The organism is Polaromonas sp. SP1 (assembly GCF_003711205.1).
Classification (GTDB): Bacteria; Pseudomonadota; Gammaproteobacteria; order Burkholderiales; family Burkholderiaceae_C; genus Polaromonas.
Genome location: NZ_CP031013.1, coordinates 2,315,676 through 2,329,893, shown reverse-complemented (window position 1 = coordinate 2,329,893; position 14,218 = coordinate 2,315,676). Strand labels below are relative to the sequence as shown.

Genomic DNA, 14,218 nt, shown 5'->3' with positions numbered 1-14,218 from the left:
ATTCCCCTCTATGCCATGCAGAAAAATTTACAGGACCTCGACGTCTTGAGCGCCCTCAACAAGCGCTTCATCCACAACTTCGTCACCAATGATGTGGCGTCCCACGACGCCATGCTTCATCCCGGATTCAGGGCTGTCTACAGCGCAGGCAATCACATTGACCGTGCCACCTACCTTGGGCACTGGGCCAAGGGGTTCGATCCTGATGTCATCACCTACTGGGACATGAGGGACCAGCGCATCAACGTGTACGGCGATGTCGCGCTCGTGGGCGCGACCAACCAATGGGTCCGCGTGATCGGCGGCGTAGAGACACATGGAATGACCTGCTACACCGACACCTATGTGCGCGTGGGCAATGAATGGCTGTGTGTGCTGGCCCAACTGACACCCGTCTCTCGTGAACACCATCCCCGTGATGAAACCATCCTGGTGAAGTACCTGCGCGGCGTGCGGCAGTAGCCGGCGACGCGTCGCAATTGCTATCAATTCAGGAGCGAACAGCCAAGGCAGTCATTGGGCCAGAGGCCGATTTGACTCATAATGTTCACTGAACCGCGTTGCTATTCGCCGCGGTTGCGCATCCAGTCGGCGGTTTGAAAGAACGATGCATTGAGCCGCGTGCGCAAATCGTCATCCACCCCCGTCTCGCGCATGGCCTGGTCCATGCACGCCAGCCACTGGTCGCGCTCGGCAATGCCGATGGAGCCGCCGCCGGTTTGCTGCGGCATGTGGCGCATGCGCAGGCGCGGGTGGCCGAAGCGGTCGGTGTAGTACTGCGGCCCGCCCATCCAGCCGCACAGAAACCAGAAGAGGCGCTGGCGGGCATTTTCCAGCGTGCTGCCATGGGCGGCGCGCAGGGCCTTGTAGCCGGGCTCCAGGTCCATCAGGTCGTAGAAGCGCTCGACCAGGGCCTTGATGCGCTCTTCGCCGCCTATCCAGGCGTAAGGGGTTTCAAACGGCGGGTTTCCGGGAGGGCGCTCTTCTGTCTGCATACATGGATTATCTGCCGGGGCAGGCGCGGCTGCACCTGCGGGCCAGAGCGGCACCAGCCTACTTGAGGCTATTGGCCAAAAATCCCTGAAGGCGTTCGGTGGCGGGACGGCCCAGCACTTCGCGCGGGTCGCCCTGCTCTTCAATCTGGCCCTTGTGCAAAAACACCACGTGGTTGCTGACCTCGCGCGCAAAACTCATCTCGTGCGTGACCACAATCATGGTGCGGCCCTCTTCGGCGACCGAGCGCATCACACGCAACACCTCGCCGACCAGCTCAGGGTCCAGCGCCGAGGTAGGCTCGTCAAACAGCATGACCTTGGGTTCCATGGCCAGGGCCCTGGCTATTGCCACGCGCTGCTGCTCACCGCCCGACAAGTGGGCCGGGTAAGCGTCTTTGCGGTGATAGACGCCGACTTTCTCCAGATACCGTTGCGCGCGCTCGAGCGCTTCGGCCTTGCTCAGGCCCAGCACGTGCACGGGCACCTCCGTGACGTTTTCGAGTGCCGTCATGTGCGCCCACAGGTTGAAGTGCTGGAACACCATGGCCACGCGCGAGCGCAGGCGCTGCAGCTGGCGCGCGTCCCGGGCGCGCAGGCTTGCCGCCTTGTCGCGCGGGTCGGGCGCCAGCACAAGCTCCTCGCCATCGACCAGGATGCGGCCACTGTTGGGCTGCTCCAGCAAATTCAGGCAGCGCAAGAAGGTGCTCTTGCCCGAGCCGCTGGAGCCGATCATGGAGATCACGTCGCCGGCGCGTGCCTGCACGCTCACGCCCTTGAGCACTTCGTTGGAGCCAAAGCGCTTGTGAATGTCAAGCGCCTGCAAAATCATCGGTTCAGCCACGGGCTTGCTTCCTTTCCTTCAAATCAAAATCCATCAGTGCCGCCTTTGCTTCTGGTGGTCAGGGGCTGAGGAGTTTTCCGGTGCGGATCAGGGTGGTGCCCGCGATCTTGCCCAGCCGTTTTCCCGGGATCGCCCAACGCCCTCCGTTGCGGGCGTACAGAACGCCGCTGGATGCGCAGTGCACGCCGGTGATTTCACCGGTTTCCGGGTTCACCAGGTCGGCGATCAGGTCACCGGCCTCTACCGTCTCTCCCGGCTCGCGGTGAAAGACCACCACACCGGCCGATCGGGCCGTGAGCGGCTCGGAACCTGCCAGGGGCGTAGGCTGGCAGAGCAATTGCGGCAGCTCGCCGATATCGCCCCGGACAATGCCGTTCAGCGTCAAAAACCGCACCAGCGCCCGAGCGTCCTGTTCGGCAAGCACATGGCTGGTGTCGAACTCACCGCGCAATTCCACCGTCGCACTGAAGCAGCCGAGCGGGATCGGATGGCCAGCACATTCGCGCTGCAGGGCGTACCACGGCCGGCTGCAGGCTTCGTCAAACGGCGAATCACCCGATTCGGTTGCCAGCAGGATGGCCCGTGCGCCCAGCAAAGCCCCCAGCTCCGCCGCCGGCTTGGCCTGAGGGGTCAAGGCATACAGGTGCATGACGGCTTCGTTGTCGCAGTGCAGGTCAAGCACGATGTCGCTGTCTACTGCCAGTTGGAGCAACCGGTTTTTCAGGTCTTGCACCACGGTGGCGGCCGGCAATGACTTGACGGCCTGGCGCAAGGCGTCGCGCACCAGCCGCATGTTTCGCTCGGGGTCTTCGCCCAGGCTGTCCTTGACCAGACGCAGCACTTCAGGCGTGACGTCGCTGTAGTGGCGATTGAAATTTCCGCCGTCGCGCAGGTCGAACCGGCCCTGGTGTGTACCCAGCATCTGCTGCGACAGGCCGATGGGATTGGCAAACGGCACAAGAACGATCTCGCCGCGGATAAGTCCCTGCTCTTCCAGCGCGGTGAGTTGGCGTTTAAGCGCCTGGGCCACCAGCATGGCCGGTACCTCGTCGGCATGCAGCGCTGCCTGGATATAGGCTTTCGGGCCGGCACCCTGGGCGCCGAAGCGCAGCACCTGCAGGCTGTGGTGAACGCCCGGCACGCCGGGCATGAGGTGGATGGTGTGTTGTTGCATGTCAGGCGATAAGAGGGGTTGCCGGCTCAAGGGCTTTTCGCGATTCGCTGCGCAGGTGGCGCAGGAAGTGCCGCTCCAGCAGCTTGAAGCCGCCCACCAGGGTGAAAGTCAGGATGAAGTAGATGACAGCCGCCACACCGAAAGACTCGGTGACCAGCAGGTGATTGGCATAGACGTCGCGCGCCACACGTGTGATGTCGACCAGCGTCACCGTGCTGGCAATCGCGGTGGCGTGCATCAGGCCGACGACCTCGTTGCTGTACTGAGGCAGCGCGCGGCGCAATGCGCTGGGCAGCAGGATGCGGGTATAGAGCTTGAGGCCCCCCAGGCCATACGCCCGCGCGGCTTCGATCTCGCCGGGATTCGTGGCCTTGAGAGCGCCCGCGAAAATCTCGGTGGTGTAGGCCGTTGAGTTCAATGTGAAGGCCAGCCAGGCGCAGAACCAGGCATTGCGCAGCAGCACCCACGCGGCACTCTCGCGCACGGCCTCAAACTGCGCCAACCCATGGTAAAGAATGAAAAGTTGCACCAGCAGCGGCGTGCCGCGCAGCACGTAGGTGTAGAGCCACACCGATCTGGACAGCCAGGCTTTGGACGACACGCGTGCAACAGCCAGCGGCACTGAAATAACAAAGGAGCTGGCCAGGCTGAGAACCAGCAGCACCAACGTGGTCTTGATGCCGGAAGCGTACAGGGGCAGGCTGCCGGTGATGATTTGCCAGTCCATGTCAGAACTGCACTTTCTTGAGGCCCAGGCTGTAACGCGCCTCCAGGCGCGACAGCACAAAGATGGAAACGCTGGTGAGCAGCAGGTAGATCACCGCCACCGCCATGTAAAAAGTAAACGGTGCGCGGGTGCTGGCCGCCGCCAGCCCGGCCCGGTGCACCATGTCGTCCAGCCCGATGATGGACACCAGCGCCGACGCCTTGATCATGATGAGCCAGTTGTTGGCAAAACCGGGGATGGCATGCCGGACCATCTGCGGCAACACGATGCGCCACATGATTTGCCAGGGCGGCATGGCAAACGCTGCGGCGGCTTCGGCTTGCCCCTTGGGCACGGCCAGGATGGCGCCGCGAAAGGTTTCCGTGAGGTAGGCGCCGAAGATGAAGCCGATGGTTAGCACACCCGCGACAAACGGCGGGATTTCGATGTAGTCCAGGCCTTGCGACTCCACCAGCATGTTCAGGCCGATTTGGCCGCCGTAGAAAATGAGCAGCATGAGCACCAGCTCCGGCATGCCGCGTATGACGGTGGTGTAGGTCTCGGCGGTCCAGCGCGCGGCGCGCGAGCGCGACAGCTTGGCCATCGCGCCGATGATGCCAAAGACACAGGCGATCGCCAGCGACAGCGCCGAGACGCGCAGCGTGAGCGAAAGGCCTTCCAGAATGGCAGGCAGGTAGCCGTGGAGAAACATGGAGAACTGCAGGTTGTTTCGTTAAGCGACCGATGCCGTGATGGGCGCCGGTCGCGTGTTCAACAATTACTGGCCGCGGATGTTGACGTCGAAGTACTTGTCGTTGATCGACTTGTAGACACCATTGGCCGTGATCGTTTTAAGAGCAGCGTTGACCTTGGACTTCAGCGCCTCTTCGCCCTTGCGCATGGCGATGCCGACACCGCCGCCGTCTTTAGCGCCACCCACCACCACAGGCGCGCCGACTTTGGTGTAGTTTTTCCCTTCAGGCGATTTCAGGAAAGCGGCCGTTGCAGCCAGTGAAGAACCGAAGCCAATGTCACCGCGGCCGGCAGCCAGCTCCATGGTGACATCCGCTTCCTTGGCGACCAGCAACACGTCGTTGTCCTTGAAGTTGGCCTGCACATAGGCCGCGCGCGGCGTGTTGCGGGTCACGATGATCTTCTTGCCCTTGAGGGTCGTGGCATTGACCTCTTTGAACGCACCGGCCTTGGCCACCCACGCCGAAGGAATGTCGTAGTAGGAGTCGCTGAAGTCGGCGGCTTTTTTTCGCTCTTCCGTGATCGACATGGACGCCACGATCATGTCGAATTTTTTGGCGTTCAGCGCCGGCATCATGCCGTCCCATTCCTGCGCCACCATGGTGCATTCGGCCTTCATCTCCGCGCACAGCGCGTTGGCGATGTCAATGTCAAAACCGGAAAACTTTCCGTCGGTGCCCATTTGCGAGAATGGGGGGTAGTTGGCTTCCACGCCGATGCGGATCTTGGCCCAGCCTGGAGCCTGTGCAAAAGCCGCGCTGCTGACGAGCAGCAGGACGGCTGCGGTTAATTTGCGAATCATGAAACTCTCCATCTGCAAAATCCCGAAGGACACAACAGGTGCCTGCGGGGAGGTTATAGAAAAACGTGGGCTTTCGGATCGACCATCCTGTGCGGGGACATTCAGGTGATCGATACCGGTTTGTATCATAATTTTCATAAAATCAATACATGAAAAAAACTATCCAAGTACAAACCCCTAGAAGTTTGTCGCCTGCGGCATCACCCGAACAGGCGTTCGCCGAATCGCCCCTGGGCGCCAAGCTGCGCGCCGTGTTGTCCGACCAGGCCACAAGCCCCGCCAACCGGGCAACGGCTGACTTCCTGCTGCGCAACCCGGTCAGGGCTACCGCCTGGGGGATTGAAGAGCTGGCGGCGAACGCGCAGACCTCCACCGCCACGCTGAGCCGGTTTGCGCGGACGCTGGGCATGTCCGGCTTCAGTGCACTGCGCGCCGAAATGGCAGAAGTATTGCAATCGGTGCTTCAGCCGGTGGAAAAACTGCGTGGCGTTGTCCAGCGGCAGGACGGCACCCAGTCCGTGGTGTCCGAGAGCCTGGAGATGGCACTGACCAACGCACGCACAACGGCGCAGGGCCTGGAGCCGGCGCAGCTTGCGCGCATTGCGGCTCAGCTGGCCAAGGCGCGCTGTGTGTATGTCATGGGGTTTGGGCTGAGCGCCCATCTGGCCGGCATACTGGCACTGGACCTGCAGCCCTTTTTCCCGCAGGTGATCAATGTGGTGGAGTTTGGCGGCACGGAAGTCGCAGCCGGCCGGCTCATGAACATCGGCAAGGGCGACGTGTTGCTCGCCATTTCGTTTCCACGGTATGCGGACGATGCCATTCGCCTTACCCAGTACGCCCGGGACCGCGGCGCCTTGACACTGGCATTGACAGATTCGCTCGCTTCGCCATTGGCGGCTGCCGCCAACGAGGTGCTGATTGCCGCGAGCACCCACCCCGTTCTTTCGAGCAGCTCAGTGTCGGCTTTGCTGGTGGTGGAGGCTTTGGTCACCAGCGTGATGATCAGCAACGACGGCCATGTGCAGCAGGCTGGCCGGTTGACGGAAGCGATTTCCGCCTATCTTTACAGCCCCAAAAAGCAGCGCAGTACGCGGGGGCTGTAGTCGCCCTGCGCAAGCGGTCCCTGGCTGCCTGAACCGTCGCATTTCGCCGACGCATTTCGGGGCCTCACGCCATCACCGACGGTGGTTCCTGGACGATATCCGCTCCACTACTGCGCCCTGCGCAGCGTCTCCACCACCGGCGTATTCAACACCGACCGCAAGCCCCACCACCCCGCCGCCAGCGCCAGCAGTGCGCCGGCAAGACTGCCGAAGAGCGGCACCGTCCACGACCCGGTCCAGTTGAAGTCAAACACAAAGCGCGCCAGGCCCCACCCTACCGCCAGCGCGACGATGGATGCGAGGAAGCCGGCGAGCAGGCCAACTCCCGCCAACTCAGCCCGCTGCACCTGCCGCAGCAAGGAAGCGCGCGCACCGACCGCACGCATGATGGCGAACTCTTTGGCGCGTTCTTCACGCGTCGCGGTGATGGCGGCAAACAGCACGACCAGGCCGGCGGCCAGGGTGAAGCCGAACAAAAACTCGACGGCGCGTATGACCTGGTCGAGCACGCGCTGCACCTGCGCCAGCGTGCTGCTCATGTCGACATTGGTGATATTGGGAAAGGCTTTGACCAGCGTATTGTCAAAACTTTGCGGGCGCGGCTGGCCGGGTGTGGCCGCAGCCGGCTCGGGCGCGCGGAAGGCGCTGATGAAGGAGACGGGCACATCGGCGGGCAGCTTGGCCACGGTGTACATCACAAAGAAGTTGACGCGCATCGATCCCCAGTCCACCTTGCGCAGGCTGGTAATTTTGGCTTCGCTGAGCTGGCCGCCGATGTCAAAGCGCAAGGAGTCGCCGAGCTTGAGGCCCAGCGTCTTGGCCAGGCCGTCTTCCACGCTGACGGCGTCTTTCTCGCCGCTCGTCCATTTGCCGCCGGTGACCTGGTTATGGCCGGGCATGTCGGCACTGTTGGACAGATTGAACTCGCGATCAACCAGGCGCTTGGCGCGGTCGTCTTGGAAGTCGTCGGGTGTGATGGCCTTGCCGTTCACCGCGACCAGTCGCCCGCGGATCATCGGGTACCAGTCGAACTTTTTCACGCCGCCGTCGCGCAACGCCTGCTGGAAGGCATCGCCCTGCTCGGGCTGCACGTTGATGACAAAACGGTTGGGCGCATCGGGCGGCGTGGCCTTGCGCCAGCTGCTGATGAGGTCGGTGCGCAGCAGCACGAGCAGCATCAAGGCCAGCAGGCCCACGGCCAGCGCGCTGGTCTGCACCACCGCATACACCGGCCGCGCCGACAGCTGGCGCGTGGCCAGCACCAGCCAGCGCGGGGCGGTGGCTTCATTGACGCTGGCGCGCAGCAGCTTGACGGCGGCATAACTGGCCGCGGCAAACACCAGTACGGCGCCGGCAAAACCGCCGACGGCGATGAGGCCCAGTTTCAAATCGCTGCTGGCGGCCACCAGCAAGGCCGCAAAACCGGCGACGCCCACACCCAGCACGGCGAGCGAGGCGGGCTTGAGGTTGCCGACATCGCGACGGATGACGCGCAGCGGCGGCACCTGCGCCAGTTGCAGCACGGGCGGCAGGCCAAAGGCCAGCAGCAGCGTCAGGCCCATACCCATGCCGAATGCCACGGGCCAGAAGGTGGCGGCAGGCAGGACGGTTTCGACCAGGCCGGCCAGCAGCAGCACAAAACCGTAATGCACGCCGAAGCCGATCAGCACCCCGAGCGCGCTGGCAAAGAGGCCGGCCAGCACAAACTCAAACGCATACGCCAGCGCAATGGTGCGCTGCGGTTGACCCAGCACACGCAGCATGGCGCAATCGTCCAGGTGCTTGGTGGCAAAGCCGCGCGCCACGATGGCGACGGCCACGGCGCTGAGCAAGGCCGCGAGCAGTGCGACAAGGTTGAGGAATTTCTCGGCGCGGTCCAGCGTCTGGCGCATCTCGGGGCTGCCCGATTCGAGCGACTCGAGACGCACGCCGTGTATGCCGGACTCGGCGCCGGGTTTTTTGATCTCGTCGGTGGCCCACTTCACATAGGCCTTCACGGCGGGGTCTGTACCGGCGACGGCAAAACGGTAGTTGGTGCGGCTGGCGGGCTGGATCAGGTTGGTGGCCTTCACATCGGCTTCATTGACCATGACGCGCGGCGAGAAGCTGATGAAGCCGGCGCCGCGGTCGGGCTCCTGCAAGATGACGCGGGTGAGCTTGAAGCTGCTGTCGCCCATCAGCAGGGTCTGGCCGAGCTTGAGGCCCAGCGAATCGAGCAGCGAGGCGTCGGCCCAGGCGGTGCCGGGGGCCGGCACATCGCGCGTGTCCTCGCCCGGGGCCTCCATGCTGTCGGCCACCTTGAGGCTGCCGCGCAGCGGGTAACCTTCGGGCACGGCCTTGAAAGCGACCAGCTTGCTGGCGCCGCCGTCTTCGTCGCGCGCACGGCCCATGGTGGGAAAGGTGACGGTGGAGATGCCTTTGAGGCCCAGCGCCTGCGCCTTGGCGATAAAGGCCTCGGGCGTGACACCGTCGCTGCGGATGACGGCGTCGCCGCCCAGCAACTGGCGGGCGTCGCGCTGCAGGCCTCCCTTGAGGCGGTCGGCAAAAAAGCCGACTGCCGTCAGCGCCGCAACGGCCAGGGTAACGGCCACGATGAGCAGGCGCAGCTCGCCCGCGCGCAGGTCGCGCAGCATGGTTTTCCAGCCGAGCTTGATGAAAAGGGTGTTCATGAGGCGACCATAACGCAAAGTCCGTATTCCTGAGCGATGGCCGGGTTCGCAGCCGGGTTATCAGCCCGGGGCGCCGGCTTAGGGGCGGGCGGCGCTGGCGACGGGTGCAGGCGCGGGGGCCGCGGCTGCAGCAGGCAAGGCGTCCAGCCGTTTTTCAAGCCCGCGCAGCACCGGGCTGATGCCGGCGCCGACCTGGATCTGCGGGTTGGAAAAGCCGTCGTCCTTGCCGGCATCGATCTCGCGCTGTTTGATCAGCGGCACCGCGCGGGCAAAGGCCTGCTCGAAGGAATGCGTCTTGCGCAGCTGCTCATCAAACAGGGCACGGCCAAAGAAGGTGAGCTCGGACAGGCGCCCGCAGCCGTAAGAGGTGTGGGTGGCGTCGGCCGCCGTCATGACCAGCGTGGTGTCGCCGGCCAGCGGCTCGACCCAGCCGCCCGAATAGCAGGCCGAGATGGCGATGACGCGGTGGCGTATGCCGGCGTTGTCCAGCGCCTCGCGCAGCTCTGCCGGGCTGAGCGGCGGCACCTGCAGCGGCCAGTGGGCGGCGGCCAGCTTGAAGTCGCTGGCGCCGTGCGAGGTCATGTAGACCACCAGCACGTCGTTGTTGCGGTCCATGCGCTGGGCGATGGCGTCGATGGCGCGCTGCAGGTTCAGCGTGGTGGCCCAAAGGTGGGTTTGTGGGGTGGTGGCGTGGTTGACCAGATGCACCACGCGGCCTTCGGCGTCAAAGCGCTCGGCCAGCACGCGGCTGACCATGGTGCTTTCACGCAGAAAGACGTCTTCAGCCGCATAAGGCGCAAACACCAGGCCGTACACGTCGGTCACGCCGGGGCGCTCGCGGGCGATGGCGGCCATGGTGCTTTCCCACAGCGCCTGCTGGGTTTCAAAGGTTTGCTGGCTCAGGTAAAGGCGCGGCCGGTTGTCTGCCGCAGCGGCGCGCTCATCCTCTTGCTGCCAGGCGCGCGCATTGAACTGCCAGGCGCCCAGGCCCGACACGGCCGCCAGGGCAAGTGCAAACACTGCGGCGCGCGCGGTACGGCCGGTAAAGCGCAACACCAGCACAATGGCCGCGCCCAGCGACCAGGTGGTGAACACGGCATACAACGCCCAGTACAGCCAGTCCTGCGAAAACACCGCACCCCTGAGCCAGCCGTGGGCAACGGCGCCTATCAGGCACTGGTACACCAGCGTGTTGGGAAGCGAGGCGACCACCCACAGCACAAATGCAGCGCCCACACCGACCGGGCGTTGGGGCGCTTCATCGCCCGGCCCTGCCGCCTCTGCCGGAAAGGCCCACCACGCCAGCCCGATGAAGAGACCGGCCGACCACCAGGCCGACAGCCAAGCCTGGACGTCCAGCCGCGCGGGGCCGGCGATCTCGATCCGGAACAGGGCGACTTCGATGGCCACCACCAGCGCGGTGAGGATAAGGGCCTGCAGCGGCGTCGGCCTGCGCCCGGCAACCCGGGGCACGAGGAAGACACCGGCGCGCAAGCCTTCGGCAAACCATTTCTGCAGGGAAAGGTGGGTGGAGGGTGTTGCGGCGCTCCCGTGCGCCATCACTGAGCCGGGCACGGTGGGCTGGTCGTCGGTGCTGCTGATGCCGGTGTCGCTCATGACGAGGACGAGGAGGAGGAAGAGGATGAATGCACCGGCCTGGCGCCCGCCAGCTCGGGTTGCAGCTTGAGCCGCTGCGGGTTGGCGTAGCAGACAAAGCGCTTATTGGTAGCGCGGCCAATCGCACACAAGCCGACCGTCTGCGCGACCTGGTGCCCCATCTGTGTGATGCCGCTGCGGGAGACCACGATAGGCACACCCATCTGGGCGGACTTGATGACCATTTCGCTGGTGAGGCGGCCGGTCGTATAAAACGCCATCCCACCGTAAGGATTGGAATTTTCCGACGGGCCGCCCCTAGGAAAATTAGCCCCCTCGGGGGGCAGCGAGGACACGTCAGTGCCGAGCGTGGGGGCCACACTGTGCATGGACATCCAGCCGGCGATGGTGTCTATGGCGTTGTGGCGGCCCACATCCTCGACGAAAAGCAGCATTTCAGGATCGCCCGCCGTCATCGCGAAGAGCGCGCACGCATGGACGGAACCGGCCGATTTGTAGGTCGTTTCCTTGAGCCGGATGGTGTTGACCAGGGAGTACAGCTGGGCCTGCGTCATGTGCGCATCGGCGGGCAACACGATCTCATCGACCTCGTCCATCAACCCGCCAAACACACTGCCCTGCCCGCAACCGGTGGTGACCACACGGCGCGCCGTTTTTTCCTCAATGTCTTCAATGCCGTGGCGCGTCTTGACGGCGGCCGCGCCCACGTCCCAGTCCACCGTGATGGAGTCAATGTCGGACACGTCCTTGACGAGGCGCTGGTTGCGCAGGTAGCCCAGCACCAGCAGCTCGGGGTTGGCGCCCAGCGTCATGAGCGTGACGAGCTCGCGTTTGTCGACATACACGGTGAGCGCGCGTTCGGCGGGGATGGCGACTTTCTGCGTTTCGCCGTATTCGTTGACGGCATCAACCTCGCAGGTCAATGGCGCCTGGGCGTTGGTCAGACGGGGAAGGGTCGATGTCGAAGCAGGCATGAAAGGAGACTACAACAAAAAAGCCGGCCCCTTGCGGGGTCGGCTTTTCGGGAAGTGAACAGGTTTGAACGTCGCTCAGGACTTCTTGGCAGGGTTAACGACCGCATCGGGCTGTTTGGTGCTGGGCGGGCTGGTGGCCGTACCGGCGGGTGAATGGGCGCCGGCGGCTTCGATAGGCTTGGCTTCGGGCGGGGTGTAGCTGAACACGCCCGGATCGGCGCAGGCAGGCGCCGCAACTGGCGGCTTGGTCTCTTTGCCGGCGGCCTTGGCTGACTTGTAATAAGCGGCGGCGACCTTGTCTTGCGACTTGCACAGCTGGTAGGCATCAACTTTGCCGCTCCAGGCGGTCTTGGCGGCGGCTTCGGCGGCTTTGGCCTTGGCTTCGTCGCTCAGCGCCGGCAGTTTGGCCAGCGACGCGGCTGACGCGGCGGCCAGCAAGCTCAGGATCAGGAGTTTTTTCATGGGAGTCCTCACTTCAATCTGTGTGCTGTGCTTCACGCCTGCACGATCTGGCCGGGCGGGTCGACAGGCTTGCTGCGCTGGGCCGGGATGTTGCCGGCTTTCACATCGTCGTACCAGTATTCGTGGTGCTCTTTGGCCCAGGTCTCGTCGACATAACCGGTGCGCATGGCCTTGTAGGCGCCCTGCATGCCGATGGTGCCGAGGTAGATGTGGCCCAGGAACATGCACATCATGAGCACGGTGGCCACGGCATGCACCATGTGCGCGACCTGCATGGTGGAGCGCTCGTAGATCAGGCCGGGCAGCAGTTTGTCGAGCACAAAACCCGAAGACACCACCACGATGCCGAGGAAGAACACGCCGCCCCAGAAGATGAGCTTTTCGCCGGCGTTAAAGCGGTTGGAAGGCGGCTCGTGGTCGCCCGTGACAAGTCCACCGCCTTTGGCCAGCCAGTGCAGGTCGCCCTTTTGCGGCCAGTTGTCGCGCAGGAAGGTAAAGAACACGATCACCAGCGACACCGCGAACAGCGGGCCGGCAAAGTTGTGGGCGGTCTTGAGCAGCCAGGTGAGCCAGCCGAAGAGCGCGCCGCCCATGACGGGCAGCAGGAAAAATTTGCCGAAGGCCATCACCAGGCCCGAGATGGCCAGGACGGAAAACGCAATCGCGTTGGACCAGTGCGCGGCACGCTCAAAGGGCGTGAAGCGCTCGATCTTGCGGCCGGTGTCGACACCGTGGGTTTTGATGGAACCCTTGCTGAAGTAAAAAATCGCAATGGCCAGCAGCACGATCACAAAGAGCGAGCCGCCGTAGGGAATGATCCAGTTGTTGCGCACCTGGCGCCAGGCTTCGCCGGCGTTGGTCAGGCGTGAGCCGGGGTACTGCACAAAGGGCTGGATCAGGTTGCCGGCTTCCGGCGCTTCGCTTTTGGGCAGGCTGCTGTAGCCGGTGACGCCCTCGCCCACCTGGCGCCACATGGGCGCATTGTTGCCGGGCTGCACCTTGGCGCGTTCGCCGTTGGTCTGCTTGGCGTAGTTGGGGTCGGCGCTGGCTTCGGGCTTGACCTCAAAGATATTCTGGCCCTGGATGCCGCCAGTGGCTGCGGGAGCCGCTGCAGGTGCGGGCGCGACACCGCCTGCCGCCTGCGCCGTGGTGGCCGGCTGGGCGGCTGGCGCCTGCGCGGCAGTAAGCCCCGTCAACCCCGCGAGGCCGGCTGCTATCAAAAATATAGCTGAACGTGCACGAAACATAAGGCCTCCGGTCACTATTTCGAGTTACCGATCTTGTTGTACTCGTTCTGGCTGTTTTGCGCGCGGGCCTTCAGGCCCTGCTCCCAGCTGGTCTTGTCGCCGGCCTTCCAGCCGGGCGCGGCGAACTGGTTTTGCACGCCCTGATAGGCGGCGCCGTCGGTTTTGACGCCGCTGCCCAGGGTTTGCGGTTTTTCTCCGCAGGCCGAGAGGCCCACTACCGCGAGGGTCAAGACAAGAAGGCGCATCATGATTTGGCTCCTGCGGGCGGCTGGCCGGCTTGCTTGGAGCCGTAGGCGGTGCCCCAGCCCCAGACTTCAGCGCCCTTGCCGCGTTGCACCACACGGGTACGGAAGATGTCGGCGACCACATCGCCGTCGCCGGCGAGCAGGGCTTTGGTCGAGCACATTTCGGCACAGGCCGGCAGCTTGCCTTCGGCCAGGCGGTTACGGCCGTACTTTTCAAACTCGGCCTGGCTGCCGTTGACCTCAGGGCCACCGGCGCAGAAGGTGCATTTGTCCATCTTGCCGCGCACACCGAACGTGCCGGACGCCGGGAACTGCGGCGCGCCGAAGGGGCAGGCATACGAGCAGTAGCCGCAGCCGATGCAGACATCCTTGTCATGCAGCACCACACCTTCTTCGGTACGGTAAAAGCAGTTGACGGGGCAAACAGCCATGCAGGGTGCGTCGCTGCAATGCATGCAGGCCACCGAGATGGACTTTTCGCCCGGCACACCGTCGTTGAGCGTGACCACGCGGCGGCGGTTCACGCCCCATGGTACTTCGTTTTCGTTTTTGCAGGCCGTGACGCAACCATTGCATTCGATGCAGCGTTCCGCGTCACAGACAAATTTCATTCTTGCCATGGTGATT

At 64.0% G+C, this 14,218-nt stretch carries 15 protein-coding genes; 2 read left to right on the top strand and 13 right to left on the bottom strand.

Annotation, left to right across the window (positions count from 1 at the left end; translation table 11 throughout):
* The first annotated feature begins 15 nt into the window (after positions 1 to 15).
* Positions 16 to 462 (top strand): nuclear transport factor 2 family protein, encoded by a 447-nt coding sequence (locus DT070_RS11060; protein ID WP_122955443.1) that lies wholly within the window; start codon positions 16 to 18, stop codon positions 460 to 462.
* 101 nt (positions 463 to 563) lie between these two features.
* Here DT070_RS11060 and DT070_RS11055 read toward each other — a convergent pair whose 3' ends face one another.
* The 6 genes from DT070_RS11055 to DT070_RS11030 form a co-directional block, all read right to left on the bottom strand.
* Entirely contained in the window at positions 564 to 995 is a 432-nt protein-coding gene (locus DT070_RS11055) for a group II truncated hemoglobin (RefSeq protein ID WP_122955442.1), read from the bottom strand.
* Positions 996 to 1,053: 58 nt separating this feature from the next.
* Positions 1,054 to 1,824 (bottom strand): ABC transporter ATP-binding protein, encoded by a 771-nt coding sequence (locus DT070_RS11050; protein WP_122955441.1) that lies wholly within the window; start codon positions 1,822 to 1,824, stop codon positions 1,054 to 1,056.
* A gap of 70 nt (positions 1,825 to 1,894) precedes the next feature.
* A complete protein-coding gene (locus DT070_RS11045; RefSeq protein ID WP_122955440.1) occupies positions 1,895 to 3,010 on the bottom strand; it encodes a succinylglutamate desuccinylase/aspartoacylase family protein in 1,116 nt (371 codons plus the stop codon).
* Position 3,011: 1 nt separating this feature from the next.
* Positions 3,012 to 3,737: an ABC transporter permease gene (locus tag DT070_RS11040; protein WP_122955439.1), complete on the bottom strand. Its 726-nt coding sequence runs from the start codon at positions 3,735 to 3,737 to the stop codon at positions 3,012 to 3,014.
* A gap of 1 nt (position 3,738) precedes the next feature.
* Positions 3,739 to 4,428: an ABC transporter permease gene (locus DT070_RS11035; RefSeq protein ID WP_122955438.1), complete on the bottom strand. Its 690-nt coding sequence runs from the start codon at positions 4,426 to 4,428 to the stop codon at positions 3,739 to 3,741.
* A gap of 66 nt (positions 4,429 to 4,494) precedes the next feature.
* Positions 4,495 to 5,271, bottom strand: a complete 777-nt coding sequence (locus DT070_RS11030) for a transporter substrate-binding domain-containing protein (RefSeq protein ID WP_164483741.1) — start codon at positions 5,269 to 5,271, stop codon at positions 4,495 to 4,497.
* Between the two features lie 149 nt (positions 5,272 to 5,420).
* Between DT070_RS11030 and DT070_RS11025 the strand changes: the two genes are divergently transcribed.
* Positions 5,421 to 6,377, top strand: coding sequence for a MurR/RpiR family transcriptional regulator (locus tag DT070_RS11025; protein WP_122955436.1), 957 nt, complete (start codon positions 5,421 to 5,423; stop codon positions 6,375 to 6,377).
* A gap of 107 nt (positions 6,378 to 6,484) precedes the next feature.
* Here the strand turns inward: DT070_RS11025 and DT070_RS11020 are convergent, their stop codons facing one another.
* The 7 genes from DT070_RS11020 to fdh3B all read right to left on the bottom strand — a co-directional run bounded on the left by DT070_RS11020 (position 6,485) and on the right by fdh3B (position 14,211).
* Positions 6,485 to 9,046, bottom strand: coding sequence for an ABC transporter permease (locus DT070_RS11020; protein ID WP_122955435.1), 2,562 nt, complete (start codon positions 9,044 to 9,046; stop codon positions 6,485 to 6,487).
* A 78-nt stretch (positions 9,047 to 9,124) separates the two neighbouring features.
* On the bottom strand, positions 9,125 to 10,663 hold the full coding sequence (locus tag DT070_RS11015; RefSeq protein WP_228778518.1) for a C13 family peptidase: 1,539 nt from the start codon (positions 10,661 to 10,663) through the stop codon (positions 9,125 to 9,127).
* Positions 10,660 to 11,637, bottom strand: a complete 978-nt coding sequence (locus DT070_RS11010) for a formate dehydrogenase accessory sulfurtransferase FdhD (protein ID WP_122955434.1) — start codon at positions 11,635 to 11,637, stop codon at positions 10,660 to 10,662. Before DT070_RS11010 ends, DT070_RS11015 begins: the two co-directional genes overlap by 4 nt.
* A 75-nt stretch (positions 11,638 to 11,712) precedes the next feature.
* Positions 11,713 to 12,099: a hypothetical protein gene (locus DT070_RS11005; RefSeq protein ID WP_122955433.1), complete on the bottom strand. Its 387-nt coding sequence runs from the start codon at positions 12,097 to 12,099 to the stop codon at positions 11,713 to 11,715.
* Between the two features lie 32 nt (positions 12,100 to 12,131).
* A complete protein-coding gene (locus tag DT070_RS11000; RefSeq protein ID WP_122955432.1) occupies positions 12,132 to 13,346 on the bottom strand; it encodes a formate dehydrogenase subunit gamma in 1,215 nt (404 codons plus the stop codon).
* A gap of 14 nt (positions 13,347 to 13,360) precedes the next feature.
* Positions 13,361 to 13,594 (bottom strand): hypothetical protein, encoded by a 234-nt coding sequence (locus DT070_RS10995; protein ID WP_122955431.1) that lies wholly within the window; start codon positions 13,592 to 13,594, stop codon positions 13,361 to 13,363.
* Positions 13,591 to 14,211, bottom strand: coding sequence for a formate dehydrogenase FDH3 subunit beta (fdh3B, locus tag DT070_RS10990; protein WP_122955430.1), 621 nt, complete (start codon positions 14,209 to 14,211; stop codon positions 13,591 to 13,593). The genes DT070_RS10995 and fdh3B overlap by 4 nt, the downstream gene beginning before the upstream one ends.
* Between the last annotated feature and the right edge of the window lie 7 nt (positions 14,212 to 14,218).

Excerpts from the sequence above, each read along its gene's own strand:
- DT070_RS11060 (WP_122955443.1), top strand. The coding sequence starts at position 16 with ATGCAGAAAAATTTACAGGACCTCGACGTCTTGAGCGCCCTCAACAAG.
- DT070_RS11055 (WP_122955442.1), bottom strand. The coding sequence starts at position 995 with ATGCAGACAGAAGAGCGCCCTCCCGGAAACCCGCCGTTTGAAACCCCT.
- DT070_RS11050 (WP_122955441.1), bottom strand. The coding sequence starts at position 1,824 with ATGATTTTGCAGGCGCTTGACATTCACAAGCGCTTTGGCTCCAACGAA.
- DT070_RS11045 (WP_122955440.1), bottom strand. The coding sequence starts at position 3,010 with ATGCAACAACACACCATCCACCTCATGCCCGGCGTGCCGGGCGTTCAC.
- DT070_RS11040 (WP_122955439.1), bottom strand. The coding sequence starts at position 3,737 with ATGGACTGGCAAATCATCACCGGCAGCCTGCCCCTGTACGCTTCCGGC.
- DT070_RS11035 (WP_122955438.1), bottom strand. The coding sequence starts at position 4,428 with ATGTTTCTCCACGGCTACCTGCCTGCCATTCTGGAAGGCCTTTCGCTC.
- DT070_RS11030 (WP_164483741.1), bottom strand. The coding sequence starts at position 5,271 with ATGATTCGCAAATTAACCGCAGCCGTCCTGCTGCTCGTCAGCAGCGCG.
- DT070_RS11025 (WP_122955436.1), top strand. The coding sequence starts at position 5,421 with ATGAAAAAAACTATCCAAGTACAAACCCCTAGAAGTTTGTCGCCTGCG.
- DT070_RS11020 (WP_122955435.1), bottom strand. The coding sequence starts at position 9,046 with ATGAACACCCTTTTCATCAAGCTCGGCTGGAAAACCATGCTGCGCGAC.
- DT070_RS11015 (WP_228778518.1), bottom strand. The coding sequence starts at position 10,663 with ATGAGCGACACCGGCATCAGCAGCACCGACGACCAGCCCACCGTGCCC.
- DT070_RS11010 (WP_122955434.1), bottom strand. The coding sequence starts at position 11,637 with ATGCCTGCTTCGACATCGACCCTTCCCCGTCTGACCAACGCCCAGGCG.
- DT070_RS11005 (WP_122955433.1), bottom strand. The coding sequence starts at position 12,099 with ATGAAAAAACTCCTGATCCTGAGCTTGCTGGCCGCCGCGTCAGCCGCG.
- DT070_RS11000 (WP_122955432.1), bottom strand. The coding sequence starts at position 13,346 with ATGTTTCGTGCACGTTCAGCTATATTTTTGATAGCAGCCGGCCTCGCG.
- DT070_RS10995 (WP_122955431.1), bottom strand. The coding sequence starts at position 13,594 with ATGATGCGCCTTCTTGTCTTGACCCTCGCGGTAGTGGGCCTCTCGGCC.
- fdh3B (WP_122955430.1), bottom strand. The coding sequence starts at position 14,211 with ATGGCAAGAATGAAATTTGTCTGTGACGCGGAACGCTGCATCGAATGC.